The organism is Spongiibacter sp. (assembly GCF_041602295.1).
In the GTDB taxonomy this organism is placed as follows: domain Bacteria; phylum Pseudomonadota; class Gammaproteobacteria; order Pseudomonadales; family Spongiibacteraceae; genus Spongiibacter.
Window position 1 is genome coordinate 54,606 of the sequence record NZ_JBFIGO010000008.1, and the last position, 17,530, is coordinate 72,135.

Annotated in this window: 13 protein-coding genes and 1 tRNA gene; 5 read left to right on the top strand and 9 right to left on the bottom strand. The window is 56.9% G+C overall.

Going from position 1 to position 17,530, the window contains the following annotated elements; genetic code table 11:
• Nucleotides 1–117: 117 nt before the first annotated feature.
• A tRNA-Leu gene (locus tag ABYM29_RS03045) sits at nt 118–204 on the top strand.
• Nucleotides 205–477: 273 nt separating this feature from the next.
• On the opposite strand, the gene ABYM29_RS03050 is transcribed toward ABYM29_RS03045, so the two are convergent.
• Both ABYM29_RS03050 and ABYM29_RS03055 read right to left on the bottom strand, forming a co-directional pair.
• Nucleotides 478–2,853 (bottom strand): TonB-dependent receptor, encoded by a 2,376-nt coding sequence (locus ABYM29_RS03050; RefSeq protein ID WP_372861954.1) that lies wholly within the window; start codon nt 2,851–2,853, stop codon nt 478–480.
• A gap of 32 nt (nt 2,854–2,885) precedes the next feature.
• On the bottom strand, nt 2,886–4,235 hold the full coding sequence (locus ABYM29_RS03055; RefSeq protein ID WP_372861956.1) for a hypothetical protein: 1,350 nt from the start codon (nt 4,233–4,235) through the stop codon (nt 2,886–2,888).
• A 155-nt stretch (nt 4,236–4,390) separates the two neighbouring features.
• Here ABYM29_RS03055 and ABYM29_RS03060 point away from each other — a divergent pair, with 155 nt between their 5' ends.
• Nucleotides 4,391–5,089 carry a Crp/Fnr family transcriptional regulator gene (locus ABYM29_RS03060; RefSeq protein ID WP_372861959.1) on the top strand — a complete coding sequence of 233 codons (699 nt, stop codon included), beginning with the start codon at nt 4,391–4,393 and terminating at the stop codon, nt 5,087–5,089.
• A 27-nt stretch (nt 5,090–5,116) separates the two neighbouring features.
• Here the strand turns inward: ABYM29_RS03060 and ABYM29_RS03065 are convergent, their stop codons facing one another.
• A complete protein-coding gene (locus ABYM29_RS03065; protein ID WP_372861961.1) occupies nt 5,117–5,563 on the bottom strand; it encodes a nuclear transport factor 2 family protein in 447 nt (148 codons plus the stop codon).
• Nucleotides 5,564–5,771: 208 nt separating this feature from the next.
• On the opposite strand from ABYM29_RS03065, the gene ABYM29_RS03070 reads away from it, so the two are divergent.
• On the top strand, nt 5,772–6,092 hold the full coding sequence (locus ABYM29_RS03070; protein WP_372861964.1) for a 2Fe-2S iron-sulfur cluster-binding protein: 321 nt from the start codon (nt 5,772–5,774) through the stop codon (nt 6,090–6,092).
• A 130-nt stretch (nt 6,093–6,222) separates the two neighbouring features.
• Entirely contained in the window at nt 6,223–7,308 is a 1,086-nt protein-coding gene (locus ABYM29_RS03075; protein WP_372861966.1) for a tetratricopeptide repeat protein, read from the top strand.
• A gap of 70 nt (nt 7,309–7,378) precedes the next feature.
• On the opposite strand, the gene ABYM29_RS03080 is transcribed toward ABYM29_RS03075, so the two are convergent.
• Entirely contained in the window at nt 7,379–10,087 is a 2,709-nt protein-coding gene (locus tag ABYM29_RS03080) for a TonB-dependent receptor domain-containing protein (RefSeq protein WP_372861968.1), read from the bottom strand.
• A gap of 96 nt (nt 10,088–10,183) precedes the next feature.
• A complete protein-coding gene (locus ABYM29_RS03085) occupies nt 10,184–11,860 on the bottom strand; it encodes a serine/threonine protein kinase (RefSeq protein ID WP_372861971.1) in 1,677 nt (558 codons plus the stop codon).
• Nucleotides 11,861–12,195: 335 nt separating this feature from the next.
• Between ABYM29_RS03085 and ABYM29_RS03090 the strand changes: the two genes are divergently transcribed.
• Complete coding sequence (locus tag ABYM29_RS03090; protein WP_372861974.1) at nt 12,196–13,542, top strand: OprO/OprP family phosphate-selective porin; 1,347 nt, start codon at nt 12,196–12,198, stop codon at nt 13,540–13,542.
• Nucleotides 13,543–13,643: 101 nt separating this feature from the next.
• On the opposite strand, the gene ABYM29_RS03095 is transcribed toward ABYM29_RS03090, so the two are convergent.
• From ABYM29_RS03095 to hflC, 4 genes are all read right to left on the bottom strand, one after another.
• Nucleotides 13,644–14,936, bottom strand: coding sequence for an adenylosuccinate synthase (locus ABYM29_RS03095; protein WP_372861976.1), 1,293 nt, complete (start codon nt 14,934–14,936; stop codon nt 13,644–13,646).
• A 29-nt stretch (nt 14,937–14,965) separates the two neighbouring features.
• A complete protein-coding gene (locus ABYM29_RS03100) occupies nt 14,966–16,135 on the bottom strand; it encodes an ATP phosphoribosyltransferase regulatory subunit (RefSeq protein WP_372861979.1) in 1,170 nt (389 codons plus the stop codon).
• A gap of 20 nt (nt 16,136–16,155) precedes the next feature.
• Nucleotides 16,156–16,341 (bottom strand): DUF2065 domain-containing protein, encoded by a 186-nt coding sequence (locus tag ABYM29_RS03105; protein ID WP_372861982.1) that lies wholly within the window; start codon nt 16,339–16,341, stop codon nt 16,156–16,158.
• A 146-nt stretch (nt 16,342–16,487) separates the two neighbouring features.
• Nucleotides 16,488–17,360: a protease modulator HflC gene (hflC, locus tag ABYM29_RS03110; RefSeq protein WP_372861984.1), complete on the bottom strand. Its 873-nt coding sequence runs from the start codon at nt 17,358–17,360 to the stop codon at nt 16,488–16,490.
• Between the last annotated feature and the right edge of the window lie 170 nt (nt 17,361–17,530).

Genomic DNA, 17,530 nt, shown 5'->3' on the forward strand with positions numbered 1-17,530 from the left:
GCAGTTCCTCTAAACTAGGGATATAAAAAATTGCTCCTAGTGTAACTCAAGCGTTGACAAAAAAGCGCGATGTCAGTAAATTGCGCGCCTCGACAGCAAACGTCGTAGTTTTACCCCGCCCAGGTGGTGAAATTGGTAGACACGCTAGCTTCAGGTGCTAGTGGCCTCACGGCCGTGGAGGTTCAAGTCCTCTCCTGGGCACCATATTCGAAAAAGGCCGGCTTATGCCGGCTTTTTTTATGCCCCCTGCCAGCGCTGAAACCGCCTCAACCCAAACCCGCAAGGTCCGACAGCATAACGCTGGTTATCCCGCCGAGCGCAATTTCCCGCTTATTTTCAACACGCAGCCACCACCAAACCAGAACATCATGCCGCGCCACAGGAAATACTGGCCCGCGCCGGTCAAACTAGGCCCACAAAAAAGCCGCCCCGACAAAGTCGAAGGCGGCAAAGAAGTGACGCTGGAGGGAATCACACTCAGAAGCGGTATCGGTACTCGATGCCGTAGCTACGCGGCTCTGCCACCGCGCAACGCGTCATGGCATTGCCAGTATCGGGGTCGGTCAAACCAATCGCCGACGCCAGCGGCTGATAGAAGGTCGCCTGGCAGTAACCTTCCTCAGTGAGATTTTTGACGAAGCCGGTAACACTCCAGCTACCCGCCACCGCGCTGATACCGGTGCGCAGGTTCATCACGCTGTAGGCGTCCTGTCGGGAAGCGGGATTGTTGTCGGTTTGCCCCGACACACTTTGCTCCGCCACCGTTTGGTACTCACCGCGCAAAAACCACTCTAACTCGTCACCCAGGGTGTCGCGCCACTCCAGTGTCAGCGAGCCCTGATACTCGGGCGAGAAGTTATTGCGTGTACCCGACAGGTCCTGAGGCTGACTGGCGTCAAAACCCGGCAGGTTAGTGCCATTGGGGTAGTCGAGAAACTCCGAATCGAGATAGCTCAGCCCCATAGCGAGGAACAGGCGCGAGGTCAGCTGGGATTGCAGATCCACTTCCACGCCCTGCTGACGCAGCTCACCGGCATTCACCACATTAAAGCCCAGGCCGTCGAACAGGCGGTCCTGGAACTGCTCAATGTCGGTGCGGAAGGCGGTGGCATTGACGATGAGTCGCTCCAGCAGTGTCGCCTTCATCCCCAGCTCAAAGTTCATCACCTCTTCAGAGTCGAAGGTACGCTCATCGCCCAGCGCCACTGGACCACCCTCGGAATTGAAGCCGCCGCCCTTAAAGCCGGTAGATGCCGTGGCAAAAAACATCAAGTCATCATTGGGGGTGTAGCGCAGATTGGTTGTCCAGGTGACCATAGAGTCGTCAAAGTCGAGATCGGTGCTCTCGTCGGCTCGCAAACCCAAACCAAAGGGGTTGTCGGGCAGGGACTGAGGACCGGCAATGGGGTTGTTATTGCGACTGAAGAAGCTCCCGCTCTTTTCGTCACGAGTCCAGCGTAAGCCCGCTGTGGCGGTAAGCTCGGCACTGATGTCGTAGCTGCCCTGGGCGAACACCGCCATGCTGTCGACCTCGTGTTCGAAGGCGCTGACAATCGCCTTGCGCTGCGCGCCGGCGGCACATTGGTCCGCCGCCAAAGTAGCGACTGCCGCCGCATTGGTACGAGACAATACAACGTTGTATACCACCGGACGACAGAAATCGGCACCAAAATCAAAGCCCTGATCCGTGCTGTATTCCTCGTGGTAGAAAAATGCCCCAGCAACATACTGGAAGGGACCGTCGAGATTCGAGATCAACTGGAATTCCTGCGACACGGTATCCGCCTCATAGGCAGTATCGCGCTGCAGAATATCGGCCGGCAGCCGCACCAGATCTTCGTGGGTATCGTTTTGCCAGTTGCGCACAGCGGTTATCGACTTCACGTCGAAATTATCGCCGGCCCACACCAACTCGGCAGACAGCCCCCCCTGGCTATCAGTGGCGCGATCGCCATGTTTCTGATGAACGCGATAATCAAAGGCATCGGCAACATCGGGCAGCGGCCCGGGCTCAGCGTCGTTCTGATCGGGGTCAAGTACAAAGGCAATGGCGTTAAGGTAGGCGGGCAGCACCGAGTCCGGCAACACTTCAATCAAGGTGCCATTGTTCTCGATCGACTTCCAATCGGCCCTTAGCGTCGCCGTCAAGCGATCGCTGACATCGATCATCAAGCTGCCGCGAATACTGTCGTCCTCAAAGCCGCCAATATCGGCACCGTCAAAGCTGCTTCGCCCGTAGCCGTCGCGCTCGGAACGCTGCAGCGACAATCTGCCAGCAACTTTATCGCCGAGACTGCCATTGACCATGCCGCCGGCCTCACGGCGGCTGAAGCTACCGGCCAGCGCATGGACTTCCGCCTCGAAATCGTGGCTGGGCGCGTTGCTGCGAATATTCAGCGCTCCCATCGAGGCGTTGCGCCCAAACAGAGTGCCCTGCGGCCCGCGGAGAACTTCAACCGCCGCCACATCGTGGAGCTTGCCGACCACGGAGCCGGGGCGCGGGTAGTAAACACCGTCGATGAACACCGCGACACTGGGCTCAATGGCGCTGTTGCCCACCGAGCCGACGCCGCGAATAGCAATACGCTGATTGGCCACATTGCCCGCTTTCGACAGATTCAAGTTGGGCGCGTATGCCCCCAAATCCTGCAGGTCATTAATGCCTGAGTCCTGCATAAAGTTACCGGAAAACGCACTGATGGAAATCGGCACATCCTGAATACTTTCTGCACGCTTGGTGGCTGTGACCACAACCTCTTCCAGCATCTGCGCACTAGACGCCACCGATGACAGCGCCAAGGCAATGGCCGATACCGACGCTCTCAATGAACGATTTTCTTTATAATTATACATATCAATACTCTCTTAAAGTCGCTTCAAGCAGCTTACAAGGCACAGGGGAAAGCGGTTTCAACGATGTTGGGCACCGTGTAAAAACCCTTGGGATAGTATTCACCCATCACCTTCTCGATATCGCCATCGCGCTGTACTCGCTGAATCGCATGGGGAAAATCGGGGGCAGCCAGCATGTTGCGGATTTGTACCACTGAAGCATCCTTATCGAATACGCCATCGCCATCGTCGGCCATCGGCAGCCAGGCCAGGCCACATTCACGGCGTGCATTGCGCGGGCGGTCCGCTTCACGACTGACAACAACGGTGTAATAACCATCCTCATCCAGCGGCACCTCCTCATCGAACAGACAGTCGTTAACACGGGTATTGGCAAACCCCTGATTCGAGCAAATAGACCAATAACGCAATTGCGCCTGACTCATCGTGCTGTCACCTTCCACTGTTGCGGGAGTCGTCGGCATTTTGCCGCGCAGCACCAACACCGGGCCGTGGCGGCGATTAACAATCGTGCGAATGTAATTGTTGTCCGGGTTGGGGAAAAAGCCACCCTCGCTGCGGCGCGCATCGGGGTTAATCTTGCCGGTGTAAATGCCCAGCAGACTCTCGCGATCCAGCTGGATATGCCACTGAGGGTTCACCTTGGCCGGCCAGGTGTCCGGTTTACCCGGCTGATTAATCAGCTTGCGGTAAGCCGCAACAGGAATCCCCATGGCATCCACCTTCAACTGCAACTGCTGCTGGGTCGCCAGTTGGCCACAGGCTTTGTCGCCGCGCAGCTTAGTGCCGTCCGCCAAGGTCAACACCGGCTCTGGCAGCGGCACGCCACCGGTAATGCCGGCATCGGCATTGGGAAGGTAGATACGGTATAGCAGGATTTGCTGATTGTGCTTACCGCCAAAGGCATGCAGCACATTGCGCTCGGAATCGGCCTGAAAGACCCCTTCTTTACGCGACTCATCCAGCTCGCGATTCAGGATTTCAACCCGGTAGTCACGCTTGCGCTTGTCGCGACTAGCACCAATACGAAAGGGGTTCTCTGCAGCAGATTCTGGCCTCACCAGATAATCGGCCAGTGACTCCAGCGGCCGGCCGCCCTCATCGTAGCTGATCAGCGAAAAATAGCGCGAATGCGGAAACTCGCCCTCAATCTCTAGGCGACTGCCCTCGGGCATCGTAAATACCGAGGCCCAGTAGAAGACATTGGCATCGGGGTAAGCGACATTGATATAGGGATCGGCACTGTGCGGACCGCGGTACCAAAAACAGCTGCGCTCACCGGGAATAATCGCCTCGGCCGCCGTTGCAACACTGGTCGTCAGCGCGAGCGCCGACAGTATCAGCGTCGACAATAGACCGCGGATGGTTATTGGCAATTTCATGAGAACTCCTTTTTTACTATTAGTCGTGGAAGCCATCATCAACCCAGCGATAGGAAAGCCGCGCCCGCTCGCTACTATTAACGATTAGCAGTGGACGAAATAATAAGAAAGGTGGCAGGATGAATTTGTCGTAAATCCGACAAATTGGATAAAAAATGAACAACCACGACAAGCAAATCATCCACAAACAACTGTCGATGTCTGCGCTCATTGGCGAATTACCCGAGAGGTTTTTCGAAACGCTCGCGGCCCAGGCGCACTTGGAACGCTATGAAGCCAAAACATTGCTGTGCCAACACGGCCAGCCAATGACTCACATCTGGCTAGTTGTTGAGGGTTTTATCGACTTGATTGCCCATGCCCCCAGCGGCCGCGTATCGTCGCTGGTGCATATCGGCAAGGGGCAGTGGGCCACATGGCTGGGCTGCTTCTACGACGCTCCACCCAAACACGATTTTTACAGCTCGGCCAACGCCGTCTTAATAAGCGTGCCCTGCCAGACCCTGCGCAACATCGCCGACCACCACCCGCCACTGCACCACTCGGTGATTCGCCATATCGGCGAGCGTTTCCGCTTGTTGATGGAGTGGACGGAGCAATCATCCCTGCTCAAACACGAGTACCGCATGGCAAAAATGCTCTGTGTAATGGCCCGTATGAGTGAGGTCCGCGGCGACGCCGGCTATATCACCGCAACCCAAGACGTACTGGCACGCAGCGCTGGCTGCTCCCGGCAAACCACCAACCAATTACTCAAGAAGCTGGCCGACCAGCAATTGTTGGTGCTGCACTACAAACGCATCGAGATACCCAGCATCAGCAAGCTCGAAGACTTCGCCTTTCAGTCGCTTTAGCCCACAGCCACCGGCCGAGACGGACGCCTACTGCGGCACTGCGACCGGCCCGGGCAGTCGCTTTGCCGAAAACAGCCGCCGGCTGACACGCCAACCCTGCGAGGTTTTCACCAGCCAGTCGTAGTAGGAACCAAAGTGTATAGGGTAGCCATTCCCCGGCTGACCGCCGCGCGACACCGGCGCCACAATGCGAAAAAACAAGCGCACACCGCCCTCATCAACGCCCGCGTGGATATTGCACATCAGGTGGCCCAGAGGATGCTGACCCTGCTCGGCCATATAGCGCTTGATATCATCCAGGCCGCGCATCGTCACCAACCCCCGCACCTCAAAAATGGCGTCGTCGGTAAAAATGTCATCCAGCGCCTGCCAATCGCGATCGTCCACCGCATCGCCATAGCGGCCCGTTACTTCGTGTAATTCCAGGCGATCAGCCACGCTTAAGACCGCCCCCGCCGCCGCTTGCCGCGCCATACTCCCCCTCCTTTGCCCGCCGCCGTCTGCACCGTTTTCCGATAATAAGCAGCGCGCCTCCAGCTGGCATTATCCAAACAGGTCATTGCGACCCACATTCACCGCCAGAACGACTGGCATCGGCCGCGTGGTAAGGTAAAATTGCCGCCTTTGCGCTACGCCATAATACGGTGTAAACGCTACCCTATCGACGTTACAGGAGCCTTCCATGCCGCTAATTACCTTTATCGCCCACAACGGCGACGCCCGCGAAGTTGAGGCAGAAAGCGGCCACAGTCTGATGCAGGCCGCGGTAGACGGCGGCATCGACGGCATCCTCGCTGAGTGCGGCGGCGCCTGCAGCTGTGCCACCTGTCACTGCTATATCGACGAGCCCTGGCGCAGCAAGCTGCCCCCCGCCGACGACATGGAGCAGGGCATTATCGAGGGTGTATTAGAACCAGAGGACGGCAGTCGCCTGAGCTGCCAGATCGAAGTTCGCGATGACTTCGACGGTATGGAAGTACGCTTGCCCGCCTCCCAATACTGAGGCATTTCTGTCTGCGGGCTGCAGTGATACTGTTAACTGTCGGCAGCGACCACGGCGGTCGCTGCACAAGTGATAGAGCCTGCCGCCCGCGATGAGCCGCCGCCATTTACGCCTTGGATTATGCAGTGCCGTGCTACTGTGCAGCGCCTGCGCTGCACCAGGCCCAATTCCGCCACCGCTGAAGCCGCCCAGCGAGGACAGCACTCAACAGCTGCTGCACAAAAGCGCACTGTTCAACAGCCCGGCCATCAGCCTAAAAACCCCCGACGAACATATTCTGGCCGTCAACGCCGAGATGCGGTATTTCGTTAACGAGCAGGTCCCTGCGGCGCTATCGCCGCGCGCCAGACTGCGCTATCTCAGTGACGCCTTGGTGCGCCCCAGCCTGCTTGGCATTGAATACCAACCAGGGGTCACCCAAAGCGCCGCAGACACCTTCGCCAACCGGCGCGGCGACTGCCTGTCGCTGACTTCGCTGTTTATCGCCCTGGCCCGCGAGGCCAAGCTCGATGCTTATTTTAACGAGGTCAGTGTGCCGCCGAGCTGGGAGCTGCTCAGCGACAACCGCTCCGCCATTTACAAGCATATCAACGCCGTCGTCGAGCTGGGTAATGGCCAACGCGAGGTGGTGGATTTCAGCGTTGATATCTACGACTACCGCTATCCGCAAAAGCGAGTCAGCGACGATATTGCCGCGGCGCAGTATTACAGCAACTTGGGCGTTAGCGCACTGCACAACGACAACTACGATGACGCCTATCTCTACCTGCGCCGGGCGCTGCACCTCGGTCCTGAAGAGGCCTATATCTGGGGCAACCTGGGCGTATTGTTCCGCAGAGGGGGATACAACAGCGAGGCCGAGCTCGCCTTTAGTCAGGCACTAAGCCTAGACCCGGAGGAGTCCGCATCGCTCTCCAACTTGGCCCGCCTCTATCGCAGCAGTGGCCGCAAAGAGCGCGCCAAGCAACTTGAGCAAGTCATCGCATCCCGACAACGCGACAACCCTTTCTGGCACTACAGCCGCTCGCGCGCCGCCTTTGAGAGGGGCGACTACGCCCAAGCACTGAATGCGATCAAACGCGCCATCCGACTGGACAAAAACGAGTATCGCTTTTATCAGTTTGCCGCCGTTATTTTTCGCAGCCAGGGCAACACCGACAAGTACCACGAATATGGCCTAAAGGCCGCTCACGCCAAACTTAAGCAGAGCCACTAACCAGGCATAAACCCGAAACCGGACATAAAAAAGGCGCCTCAAGGGCGCCTTATCGCGTTACTCACTGTGCTTAGAGCTCATATTCAATACTCGCACTAAAGGTCGTACCCACTTCCTCACGGAAGGTGGTCTTGCCATCGCGCTCGATTTCCAGCTCTTCATCCAGGATATTTTTCACCTTCACCTTCACGATAACCGACTGGCTTGGGTAGAAAGAATAGGTGGCATCCAGAGAGTGGAAAGGCTGTTCAAAGGCATCGGGCTCGCCATTGCGGCCGGCGAAGTAAAGGCGCTCGCCAAACACATTGTAAGACAGTGTCGCCGCGTGCATTTCGTCTGCCGAGTCAAAGCCGAGAATCAAGTTTGCCGCATAGTCCGAGGCACCAACCAGATCGCGTTCGGCATTGGTGGGCGCATCGGCATTACTGCCGGCAATCAGCTCGGTATCCAGCAGGGTCAAGTTACCCTGCAGGAAGAAGGGAGTCAGCGCATCGGAGAAGTCGCCGAGACTCTTCATAAACTCGACTTCCGCACCCATAATCGTCGCACTTTCGGCATTGACGATTTCAACAGCGGTGTTGGTATCCCCCGCCGCCGCTTGGAACAATTCAATCGGGTCGCTGATGTCTTTGTAGAACAACGATGCCGTGAAGCTGTCGCTGTTGCTGAAGAACCACTCCGCACGCAGGTCGTAGTTTTTAAACTGCGCCGGGCGAACATCGGGGTTACCAAACACCAGCGCGCCGGTCACCGGGTCCACGTAGCTGGAGTCAGCAATTTCACGCAGATCCGGGCGAACCGTTGTTTCACTGTAGCCAAAGCGCAGCTGGAAGTCCTCGGCCCAGAAGCCGGGCAGCATGTACGTTGCCGCCAGCGAAGCGAAGATATCGTCGTCGGTGAAGACAGCGTTTTCGAGCTCGTCGATGATCGCCTGCTGACCACCGGACTCATTGCTCACCACCGGAATGCCATCAAAGTCGAGGGGGTCCCAGGTCAAACCCACCTGCTGGTAGTCTTCGTAGCGCAAACCGGCAACGACGCGCCAGGTATCCTGCCAGGTAACGTCGAGCTTACCGTAGTAGGCATCAACGCGGTTGGCGGCGAGGTAACTTTCGGAGTTACTGCCGGCCACCTGGATTTGATAACCATTGTTGGGGTCGAGAATATTCGCGTCGCTGTAGACACGATCCAGGGGACCGCTGCGCACCGAATCCGGCGCATCAACCGAGCCCAAACCAAACTGAGTCTGGCGATAGCTGCGCGCCTTTTCCCAATACTCGTTACCACCGCTCAGCTCAACTTGCCAATCCATGCTAGAGAACGGCATTTTTACTTCCCAGCCGTAGCTCTCAACTTCATCCTGGAGGTCGGTAAAGCGGTAATCGGCGGCGGTCGCATTTGCGGCAACAGTGGTGCTGCCATTCGGCCCTTCTACATGGCGCGCCTGCACGGCAACTTCGTTGGGAATCTCCGTGGTCGATTCACTGTCTGAGTAAAACCAGTTAAAGCTCAAGCCTTCGGCAAAGGCCAATTGCTCCCAGCCAAACTGCTCGCGGCTCAACTCACCGAAAGTATGTTCACCGCGGATTTGATTGACCACCAACTCACGCTGCTCAAAACGAATTTTAAACTGACGGTCCGAGATATCCCCACCCACGGGCTGATCGTTGTCATAACTATCGGTGATTGAGGTTTTATCATCGGTGTTGCGCAGATAGAGGCTCGTTGTTTCCAGCGAGTGATCTTCATTCAAGCGCAAGCCAAAATTCAGGTTGGCGGCAATCGAGGTGTTCTGCGTTGTCTCGTTTTTGAACTCGGCTTCATCCTCGTCGGATACGGAGCGCACTTCCGACGACTTGTTGCGCCAGCTGCGGTCATAGGACAACCCGGCCAATACGCCAAACTCAACCTCTTCAGCGTCGCCAAGATAGAAACGGTTACCGGCGTTGACTTCAGCAGAGAAGTTATCGTCGTCATCGGTTTCGTAGATGTCGATATTGCGATACAGGTTCAACGCCAATTCACGGTTACGCTGTTCGGCATCGGCCAGGGTCGCGTTAGGGTTTGACTGGCGCATCTCGGCGAGAATATCGTTGCGGTCAAGGCTGCCGCCGTACTGACGCAGCGCTTGCTTGAGCTTGTGGGAAAGCGCTCGCGTGCCATCGTCATTGCCGTAAACATCGTCACTGCCGCCTTTGTAGGTCAGCAGAGCCCCGTCAGACGCACTGTTGTAGTCCGTGCCGAGCTCGATGCTGAACACCAGACCGCTGGGAATGCCCTTGCTGCGGATATCCACATTACCGCCGCCAAAGGCCGCCGGCATGTCAGAGGAGTGCACCTTTTGAACAGCCAGGCTTTCAACGATGGAGGTTGGGAAAATATCCAGCGGAATAACACTGCGGGTAAGGTCTGGCGAGGGAACCACCGCACCGTTCAGCAATGTACTGGAATAGCGCTCCCCCAGGCCGCGAACAAAAACAAATTTGTCATCCACTAAGGTAACACCGGGTACGCGGCGCAGCGCGGCCGCAACGGTTGAATCACCGATACGGCCGATGGCCTCGGCCCCCAGAAAGTCGACCGCGACTTCTTGCTCCAGTCGTTCAATCACCAGATTTTCGGCGCTGCTTTTCAAGCGACCCACGACGACCACTTCTTCCAGCGGCTTATTAAAACTGAGGTCGCTGTCGGCCTCCTGTGCCACCGCCGAGACGGCGAGACTAAGAGCGCTCAGGCTAAATGCCGGCAGCAGCCCCTTTTTAATCATCTGCTTTTTCATCGGTAAAGACCTACTCGTATTTGACCTGTCTTCAACAGAAAGGGCGCCGTAAGGCGCCCTCTGTTTTACGGCTTTGGCGTTATGCTCTGTCTGCGCTTATTCGAACCACAGACCTTGGCCGCGGTTAGCGGGGTCCAGGCCGTAGGCCCAACCCGCCGTCCAGTCGTCGTCTTCGGTGACTGCGCCGATAAAGGCGCGACCACCGGCAGGCGTCACGGTTGGGGCTGCGCCACCGACTTTCATGTCAGCCAGGGGCAGCGAGTAGAAACCTTTCAGGATTTCCAGATTGGCGTTCGCGTCTGCAGTGGGGTCTTCACCGGCCTCCAGTGACTGGTAGGTATCGTTGCTGGCCTGCAAGAACTGCAGCTGTGTCATGCCGCCCGGCAAATCGCTGCCGTCTGTCAGATCCTGACAAGCAATGATGCTGCTCTCGATTTTCAGATCGCCATCCTGAGCCGCTTGCAAGCCTTCGTTATCGATACGCACACAGTAGTTGTAATCGTCATCGGCCAGCTTTACATCGCCTTTGTAAGCGGTAGTGATCAAGGCATTTTGAATGATTGGGAAATGCGCTTCACGAATACGCATGCCCTGGCCGGGATCATGGCTGCCGGTGCCATTTGGCTGACCGCTGACTTCTGTCGCCGACACAATACAGGTCAGGTTTTTAATCGTTGCTTGCGAGTTCAAGCCGCGAGCGATGAAGTCATCAATGGTTGCTTGGTCTTTGCTTGAGTAGCTGCCGATACCGTCAGACTCTACACAGCGGTTGCCGTCAGTCTCAGACTGAATAACCAGTGCGTAGTCGATCGTGCCGCGGTAGCCCTCATCAATATCGATAGAGTCGTCACGCACGTACAGGCCGATGTAGTGACCCACGTTTACCGCACCGCCAAAGAACTCGATGCCATCGTCGTAAGTTGCGTAGGCCTGCAGGTAATCAACAGTCGTACCTGATCCAACGGCATTGAAAGAAATACCGTTCAGCTCATTGTCTTCCTCAACTTCAAAACCGGTGTGCTTAACAATGAAGTATTTTAAAGTGCCCGAGCTATCTTCGTTGTTGTCACCGCCGTAATGCGTCTGGCCGGCGCCCGCCTTACCTTCAGCGGCAACATGACAGTCGCTGGTCGCCAGGTTGTCATTCGCAAAGGAGCCGCTGTAAGAACATTTGTTGGTGACACCGAAGCCGTTAATGATCAAGCCACCCCACTGCTGCACATCCTCAGCGCCAACAGCATCTTCTACAGCGTCTGATACTGACGTGATCGTAATGGGGGCGTTCATCTCGCCTTCTGCAATGATCTGCGAGCCGCGGTTAATCACCATGTAGTCATCGCTGGATTGGAAAGCCAGGGTGGTACCCGCTTCGATTTGGATGCTTGCGCCGTCCCCCCCCTTGGTGATGCCAGCCGTATTCAGGTCGGCATCGTTGTCGTAGTTTTTACCCACCACCAGGCTGTCGCGGAAGATGTGTACACCGCCATTGCTCAGCTTGGCAAAGACAACAGGGCTACCTGCAGCTGTCTCAATAGGGTTGGTCAAACTAACGAAATCAGCGCCGTAAATGCAGTTCACACCGTCCAGGCTGCCTTGCTGGGTAACACCGTTGTCGCTGTAAGCCGCACAAGCATTAGACGGCGTACCACCACCATTGCCCGTGCTGTTGTCTACAGAGTTGTTCTGGGCGTTGATATTAATATCGCCGCCACCGCCACAGCCTACCAGCGCCATCGCCGAGGCCATTGCTGTCATTGCGAAAAGCTTTTTCATGGGAACTTATCTCCGGAACCTTTTGAATAGGGCATAGCCTGTTGTCGTTGAGGCGTATGTTAGGCAGGCAAAGTGACAACTCAGTGAACAAGCTATGACAAGCATGTTTCAGCCGGAGATTTTTGCTTGATGTTTAGACAAGCCCCCTACAAGCAGCTAAATTTATAGATTAATAACAAGGTGTTAGATAATAATTAAGCGCCGGAGCGCGACCTCGCCGGCCCACACAAAGGGGGAAGTTGGACAGAGAGTCATAAAAATGTCACAAAACAGAAATACACTTGTCGCCACTTTGTAACGCAAGTACCACTTCTTTCATTTTGGGTGCCTAAACAATGAAAACGATCTCTTCTTTAGTCTGCTGCGCATCAATTGCAGCCAGCCTCGCAACGAGCCATGCCTATGCCGACAATCAGCAGGACTCTGCCCTACTGAAACTCTTGCAGGAAAAAGGCATTCTCAGCGCAGAGGAGGCAAAATCACTACAGGCCGAGCAAGCGCAACGCGCACAACAGCAAGCGAGCGTCAGCATGGGCAGCAGCGGTCTGAAAATTGAAAGTGCAGACAAGCAGACTAGCGTACAAATTGGCGGGCGCCTGCACGCCGACTATGCCACACACGACCACGAAACATTGGCAAACCAACAAGACGCCATCGACGGCACACAAATCCGCCGCGCTCGCCTCTACGTTAAAGGCAAGCTGAACGGCCGCTGGAAGTATGTGTTGGAAAGTGACTTCGCTGGAAACAAGGTCAGCGTGAAAGATGCCGGCCTGAGCTACAAAATGTCGTCAGCCCCCATCACACTGACTGTCGGCAATCAAAAGCACGCAGTCAGCATGGAAGTAGAAGAAAGCTCCAACGACATCATGTTTACCGAGCGCTCGCTGGTTTCTGCACTCACCACCCCCTATTTTGACCGTGCAATTGGCATCACGGCTGCCAGCGGCGGCAGCAATTGGCACGCCAAGGCGGGTATTTTCGGCGACGGCATCTCCAACAATGATGCCGACGAGGGGCATGGCTTTGGCGCGCGCGCCAGCTTCGCCCCCGTTCTGAGCGACAATACCGTCGTGCACCTGGGCGCGTCATACGGTCTGCGCAAAACCAGCGACGACGGACTGGCGAATGGTAAGAGCCCGTCCTTTTCGTATAAAACTACTAATTTCTCTGACCTGAAACCCGTTAATGCCAGCGTTGCTGACATGGATAAGGTTGAGGTAGCTGTTCTCGAATTTGCCGCCATGCAAGGCGCCTGGTCGCTACAAAGCGAAATCGCAGCGAACAATGTCAACCGCGACAGTGGCGATGACCTCAGCTTTTCTGCCCACTACGTTCAGCTTGGCTACAGCATCTTTGGTGGCCAGCGTCGCTACAAGGCCTCGGAGGGCGAGTTTAAATACTTCAACGTGAACACGCCCTTCAATGCCAGCAGCGGTGACTGGGGCGCACTTGAAGTGGCCGCCCGCTTTGACCAAATTGACCTGGAAGATGACAACGTGAGCGGTGGCAAAGCCAAGCGCTTTACCCTGGGACTGAACTGGTATTTGAGCCGCAATATGCGTGTACTGTTTGATTACAGCCGCAGCTATGACCTGGACGGCGGTGCGGTCCAGAACGCCAATGGCGATGTGGCCGACAACATCGACAGCTTTGCCATCCGCACCCAGTGGGCATTCTAAGTTAGTCGCCCGAAACCAAAAAAGGCCATGCAGCAATGCATGGCCTTTTTTATTGCCCAGCGTTTACGCCCGGCAGCTGCGCCGCCGGGACCCATCAGACCTCAGCCGAAGGGGTGGCGCAGAACAATTGTCTCAACGCGGTCCGGGCCGGTAGAGACAATGTCGATGGGCACATTGAGCAGTGCTTCGATGCGCTGGATATAGGCGCGGGCATTGGCCGGCAGCTCGTCCAGCGACTTGGCACCCACTGTAGACTCTGACCAGCCCGGCAGCTCTTCATAAATCGGCGTAATCTGATCGTAGTCTTCGCAGTCGAAGGGCGCCGAAATCGACTCGCCGGCAGCATTTTTATAGTCCACGCACACCTTGACCACGTCCAATCCGTCGAGGACATCCAGCTTGGTCAGGCACAGGCCGGTGACACTGTTAATCCGCACCGATTGGCGCAGCGCGACCGCGTCAAACCAACCACAGCGGCGTGCGCGACCGGTGGTGGCGCCGAACTCGTGGCCCTGCTTGGCCAAATGGGCGCCGACCTCGTCAAACAATTCTGTCGGGAAGGGACCGCTGCCAACGCGAGTGGTATAGGCCTTGGTAATACCCAGCACATAATCCAGGTACAGCGGGCCGAAGCCGCTGCCGGTGGCCGTGCCGCCAGCCGTGGTATTTGAGGAGGTCACAAAGGGGTAGGTGCCGTGGTCAATATCCAACAGCGAGCCCTGGGCGCCTTCAAACAAAATATTGGCACCCTCTTCGCGGTACTGGTGCAGGGCACTGGTGACATCAACCACCATCGGCCGCAGCTCTTCCGCCATGCGCAGCGCCTCGTCCAGCGTCTGCTGGTAATCCACCGCTTCCGCCTTGTAGTACTGCGTCAGGGTGAAGTTGTGGTACTCCATCACCTCTTTCAGTTTTTCAGCAAAGCGCTCGGGGTTAAAGACGTCGCCCAGACGCAGGCCGCGACGCGCCACTTTGTCCTCATAGGCGGGGCCAATGCCGCGACCGGTGGTGCCGATTTTGGCCGCACCGCGGGCAATTTCCCGCGCCTGATCAAGGGCGACATGGTAGGGCAGGATCAGCGGACAGGCCGGACTCAGGCGCAGTCGCTCGCGCACGGGCACATCGCGGGCTTCCAGCTCGGCCATCTCCTTGAGCAGAGCTTCGGGCGACAGCACCACGCCGTTGCCGATCAGGCAGGTGACGCCCTCGCGCAAAATACCCGACGGAATCAGGTGCAGCACGGTTTTCTCTCCGCCAATCACCAGGGTATGACCGGCGTTGTGGCCGCCCTGAAAACGGGCGACCGCATTGGCCTGATCAGTCAGCAGATCGACGATCTTGCCCTTGCCTTCGTCACCCCACTGGGTGCCCAAAACCACTACATTCTTACTCATATCCGCATCTCTGGATAACAGGTTGTGACTTAACCCAGTGGCAGCACTTGCCACTGGCCGTTCTTTTCTACAAGTTGTCGATCGCAATCCGTCGCCGGCGACTGATTCGGCAATCCGGCGACCACCCGCTCGCCGGCATCGCGCAGCGCCTGAATAGCCGACCACTGCGTCGCCGCATCGCTGTGCGGCGCAAAAATCCCCGGCGCTACCGCCGGTGGTGCCACCAGACTGATCAGCGCTTTGAGGTCAATACTAAAACCTATGGCCGGGCGACCGCGACCAAACACCTTGCCGATGTCGTCGTAGCGACCACCGGAAGCCAAGGCCTGACCGTGCTCACTGACCAAGGCCGAGAACACCAGCCCGGTGTGGTAGTGAAAGCCACGCAACTCGGCGAGGTCAAAATAGAATTTCAGCTCGGGCATACGCTCAGACAGCCGCTGCTGCAATTCGCGAAGACTATCAATCGCCGCGACAGCCGCGCCAATATTAGCGAACAGCTGACGACCGCGATCCAGCACATCGGCGCCGCCGTGCAAGGCATTGAGGCCGCGCAGCTGATCGGCAATGCCTTGGGCAACGCTGAGACTATCGACAAACTCGTCGAGCTCGGCCGCCGCCTTGCGCTGCAAAATATCAAAGTAGCGCTGCTCTTGCTCATCGCTGAGACCGGCGGCATTCACCACCGCTTGGTAAACGCCAACGTGGCCGGTATCGAGGGTAATCTCGCTGAGGCCGGCCACCCGCAGGGTCTCCAGCATCAGACAAATGATCTCCAGCTCACTGGCTTGGCTATTGTCGCCATAGAGCTCGGCGCCGAGCTGAATGGGCGAGCGCGAGGCCAACGGCTTCTTCGGCCGGGTATGCAGCACGCTGCCGGCATAACACAAGCGCACCGGGCCTTCGCGTTTCAAACTGTGGGCATCGATGCGCGCCGCCTGTGGCGTCATATCCGCGCGCAGCCCCATCAAACGACCCGTTAACTGGTCGGTGACCCTAAATGTCAGCAAATCAATATCGCTGCCCAAGCCCACCAGCAGTGACTCGGTGTACTCCAGCATCGGCGGAATAATGAGCTCATACCCCCAGCGCTTGTAGAGGTCGAGCAATGTACGGCGCAGGCTCTCTACCTGCTCGGCCTGTTCAGGCAGCAGTTCTTCCACTCCGTCAGGGAGCAGCCAACGATCAACCAGGGTCATAAATCCACTATCTCTTGAAGTCAGCGCAGAAAACTCAGCATCACCAGGCCGACCAGCATACTTGCCAGCCCCACCATGCGCACCGATCGGCTCTCCAAATCAGCCATGCGGTAGGCCAGCATGCGCCAGCGATCGGGGCTCAGAAAAGGCAAAATACCTTCGATTATCAGTACCAGACTGAAGGCTACCGCCAGTTCCTGCCACATTCGCCATGCCCGCCAAAAACAAAAAAATCCGTGCTGGTTGTCATGCCTACAGCACGACCCCGGCGCGGATTTGCGGATGATACCACAATCGCCGCCAATGGCGGCATGGCAGCGGCGTTTAGCCTCGCCACTGCCAATTAGTCACATTACTTTACGCTGCCCTTTTTCAGGTAGCGGAAAAACTCGCTGTCGCTATCCAACACCAGCAAGTCACCGCCGCTGGAAAACGACGCCTTATACGCCGTGAGGCTGCGAACAAAGGCATAAAACTCCGGATCAATGCTATACGCCGACGAGTATATCCGCGCCGCTTCCGCATCGCCTTCACCGCGCGTCACCTCGGCGCCGCGATAGGCGTTGGCACCAATAATGGTGCGCTGGCGATCGGCGGTGGCGCGAATTTTCTCCGCCAACTCGCGACCGGTAGAGCGGTGCTCACGGGCCTCGCGCTCACGCTCAGACTTCATTCGGTCGAACACCGACTGACTCACCTGAGCCGGCAGGTCGATACGCTTGACCCGCACATCCACCAGTTCAATGCCAAATTCCGCCATGGTGATCTTGTTGAGTTCGCTAGTGAGATCGGTCATCAACAGATCGCGCTCACCGGACACCACCTCGTGGAAAGTGCGCTCACCGAATTTGTTACGCAAACCGGTATTGATACGCTGCGCCAGCAGACCTTCGGCGCGAATTTCCTCGCCGTTGGTCGCCGTGTAAAAGGTGCGCGTGTCCGCCACCTTCCACTTGGCGTAGAAGTCCACATCCAGCGGCTTTTTCTCGTTGGTCAAAAAGCGCTGAGTCGGCGCATCCAGGGTGAGAATACGGCGCTCAAACTTGCGCACCACGTGCACAAAAGGCGTTTTAATACCCAGCCCCACCTCAATGTCGGGGTCGACAATTTCACCAAACTTGAGCATCACTGCGCGCTCGGTTTCCTTGACGATAAACAGCGTGTTATAGCCGACAAACAGCAGGCCCAAGACCAGTAACAGCACAGTAAATTGACGATTCGCCATGATTAACGCCCCTCCCGGCGACTAGACTGACTGTCGCGACGCAACTGCTCGATCACCTTGTCGGTGAGCTCGCGCATATCGATCTCCTGGTTTCGCGTCGGACGCGCCGCGCTGCGCTGATTCACCAGCTTATCCAGCGGCAGATACATCATATTATTACCGCCCTCGAC

Bases quoted from the DNA above. Each gene is read 5' to 3' on its own strand.
- hflC (WP_372861984.1), bottom strand. From the start codon at position 17,360: ATGGCGAATCGTCAATTTACTGTGCTGTTACTGGTCTTGGGCCTGCTG.
- ABYM29_RS03105 (WP_372861982.1), bottom strand. From the start codon at position 16,341: ATGTGGCAGGAACTGGCGGTAGCCTTCAGTCTGGTACTGATAATCGAA.
- ABYM29_RS03060 (WP_372861959.1), top strand. From the start codon at position 4,391: ATGAACAACCACGACAAGCAAATCATCCACAAACAACTGTCGATGTCT.
- ABYM29_RS03055 (WP_372861956.1), bottom strand. From the start codon at position 4,235: ATGAAATTGCCAATAACCATCCGCGGTCTATTGTCGACGCTGATACTG.
- ABYM29_RS03090 (WP_372861974.1), top strand. From the start codon at position 12,196: ATGAAAACGATCTCTTCTTTAGTCTGCTGCGCATCAATTGCAGCCAGC.
- ABYM29_RS03050 (WP_372861954.1), bottom strand. From the start codon at position 2,853: ATGTATAATTATAAAGAAAATCGTTCATTGAGAGCGTCGGTATCGGCC.
- ABYM29_RS03095 (WP_372861976.1), bottom strand. From the start codon at position 14,936: ATGAGTAAGAATGTAGTGGTTTTGGGCACCCAGTGGGGTGACGAAGGC.
- ABYM29_RS03080 (WP_372861968.1), bottom strand. From the start codon at position 10,087: ATGAAAAAGCAGATGATTAAAAAGGGGCTGCTGCCGGCATTTAGCCTG.
- ABYM29_RS03100 (WP_372861979.1), bottom strand. From the start codon at position 16,135: ATGACCCTGGTTGATCGTTGGCTGCTCCCTGACGGAGTGGAAGAACTG.
- ABYM29_RS03070 (WP_372861964.1), top strand. From the start codon at position 5,772: ATGCCGCTAATTACCTTTATCGCCCACAACGGCGACGCCCGCGAAGTT.
- ABYM29_RS03085 (WP_372861971.1), bottom strand. From the start codon at position 11,860: ATGAAAAAGCTTTTCGCAATGACAGCAATGGCCTCGGCGATGGCGCTG.
- ABYM29_RS03065 (WP_372861961.1), bottom strand. From the start codon at position 5,563: ATGGCGCGGCAAGCGGCGGCGGGGGCGGTCTTAAGCGTGGCTGATCGC.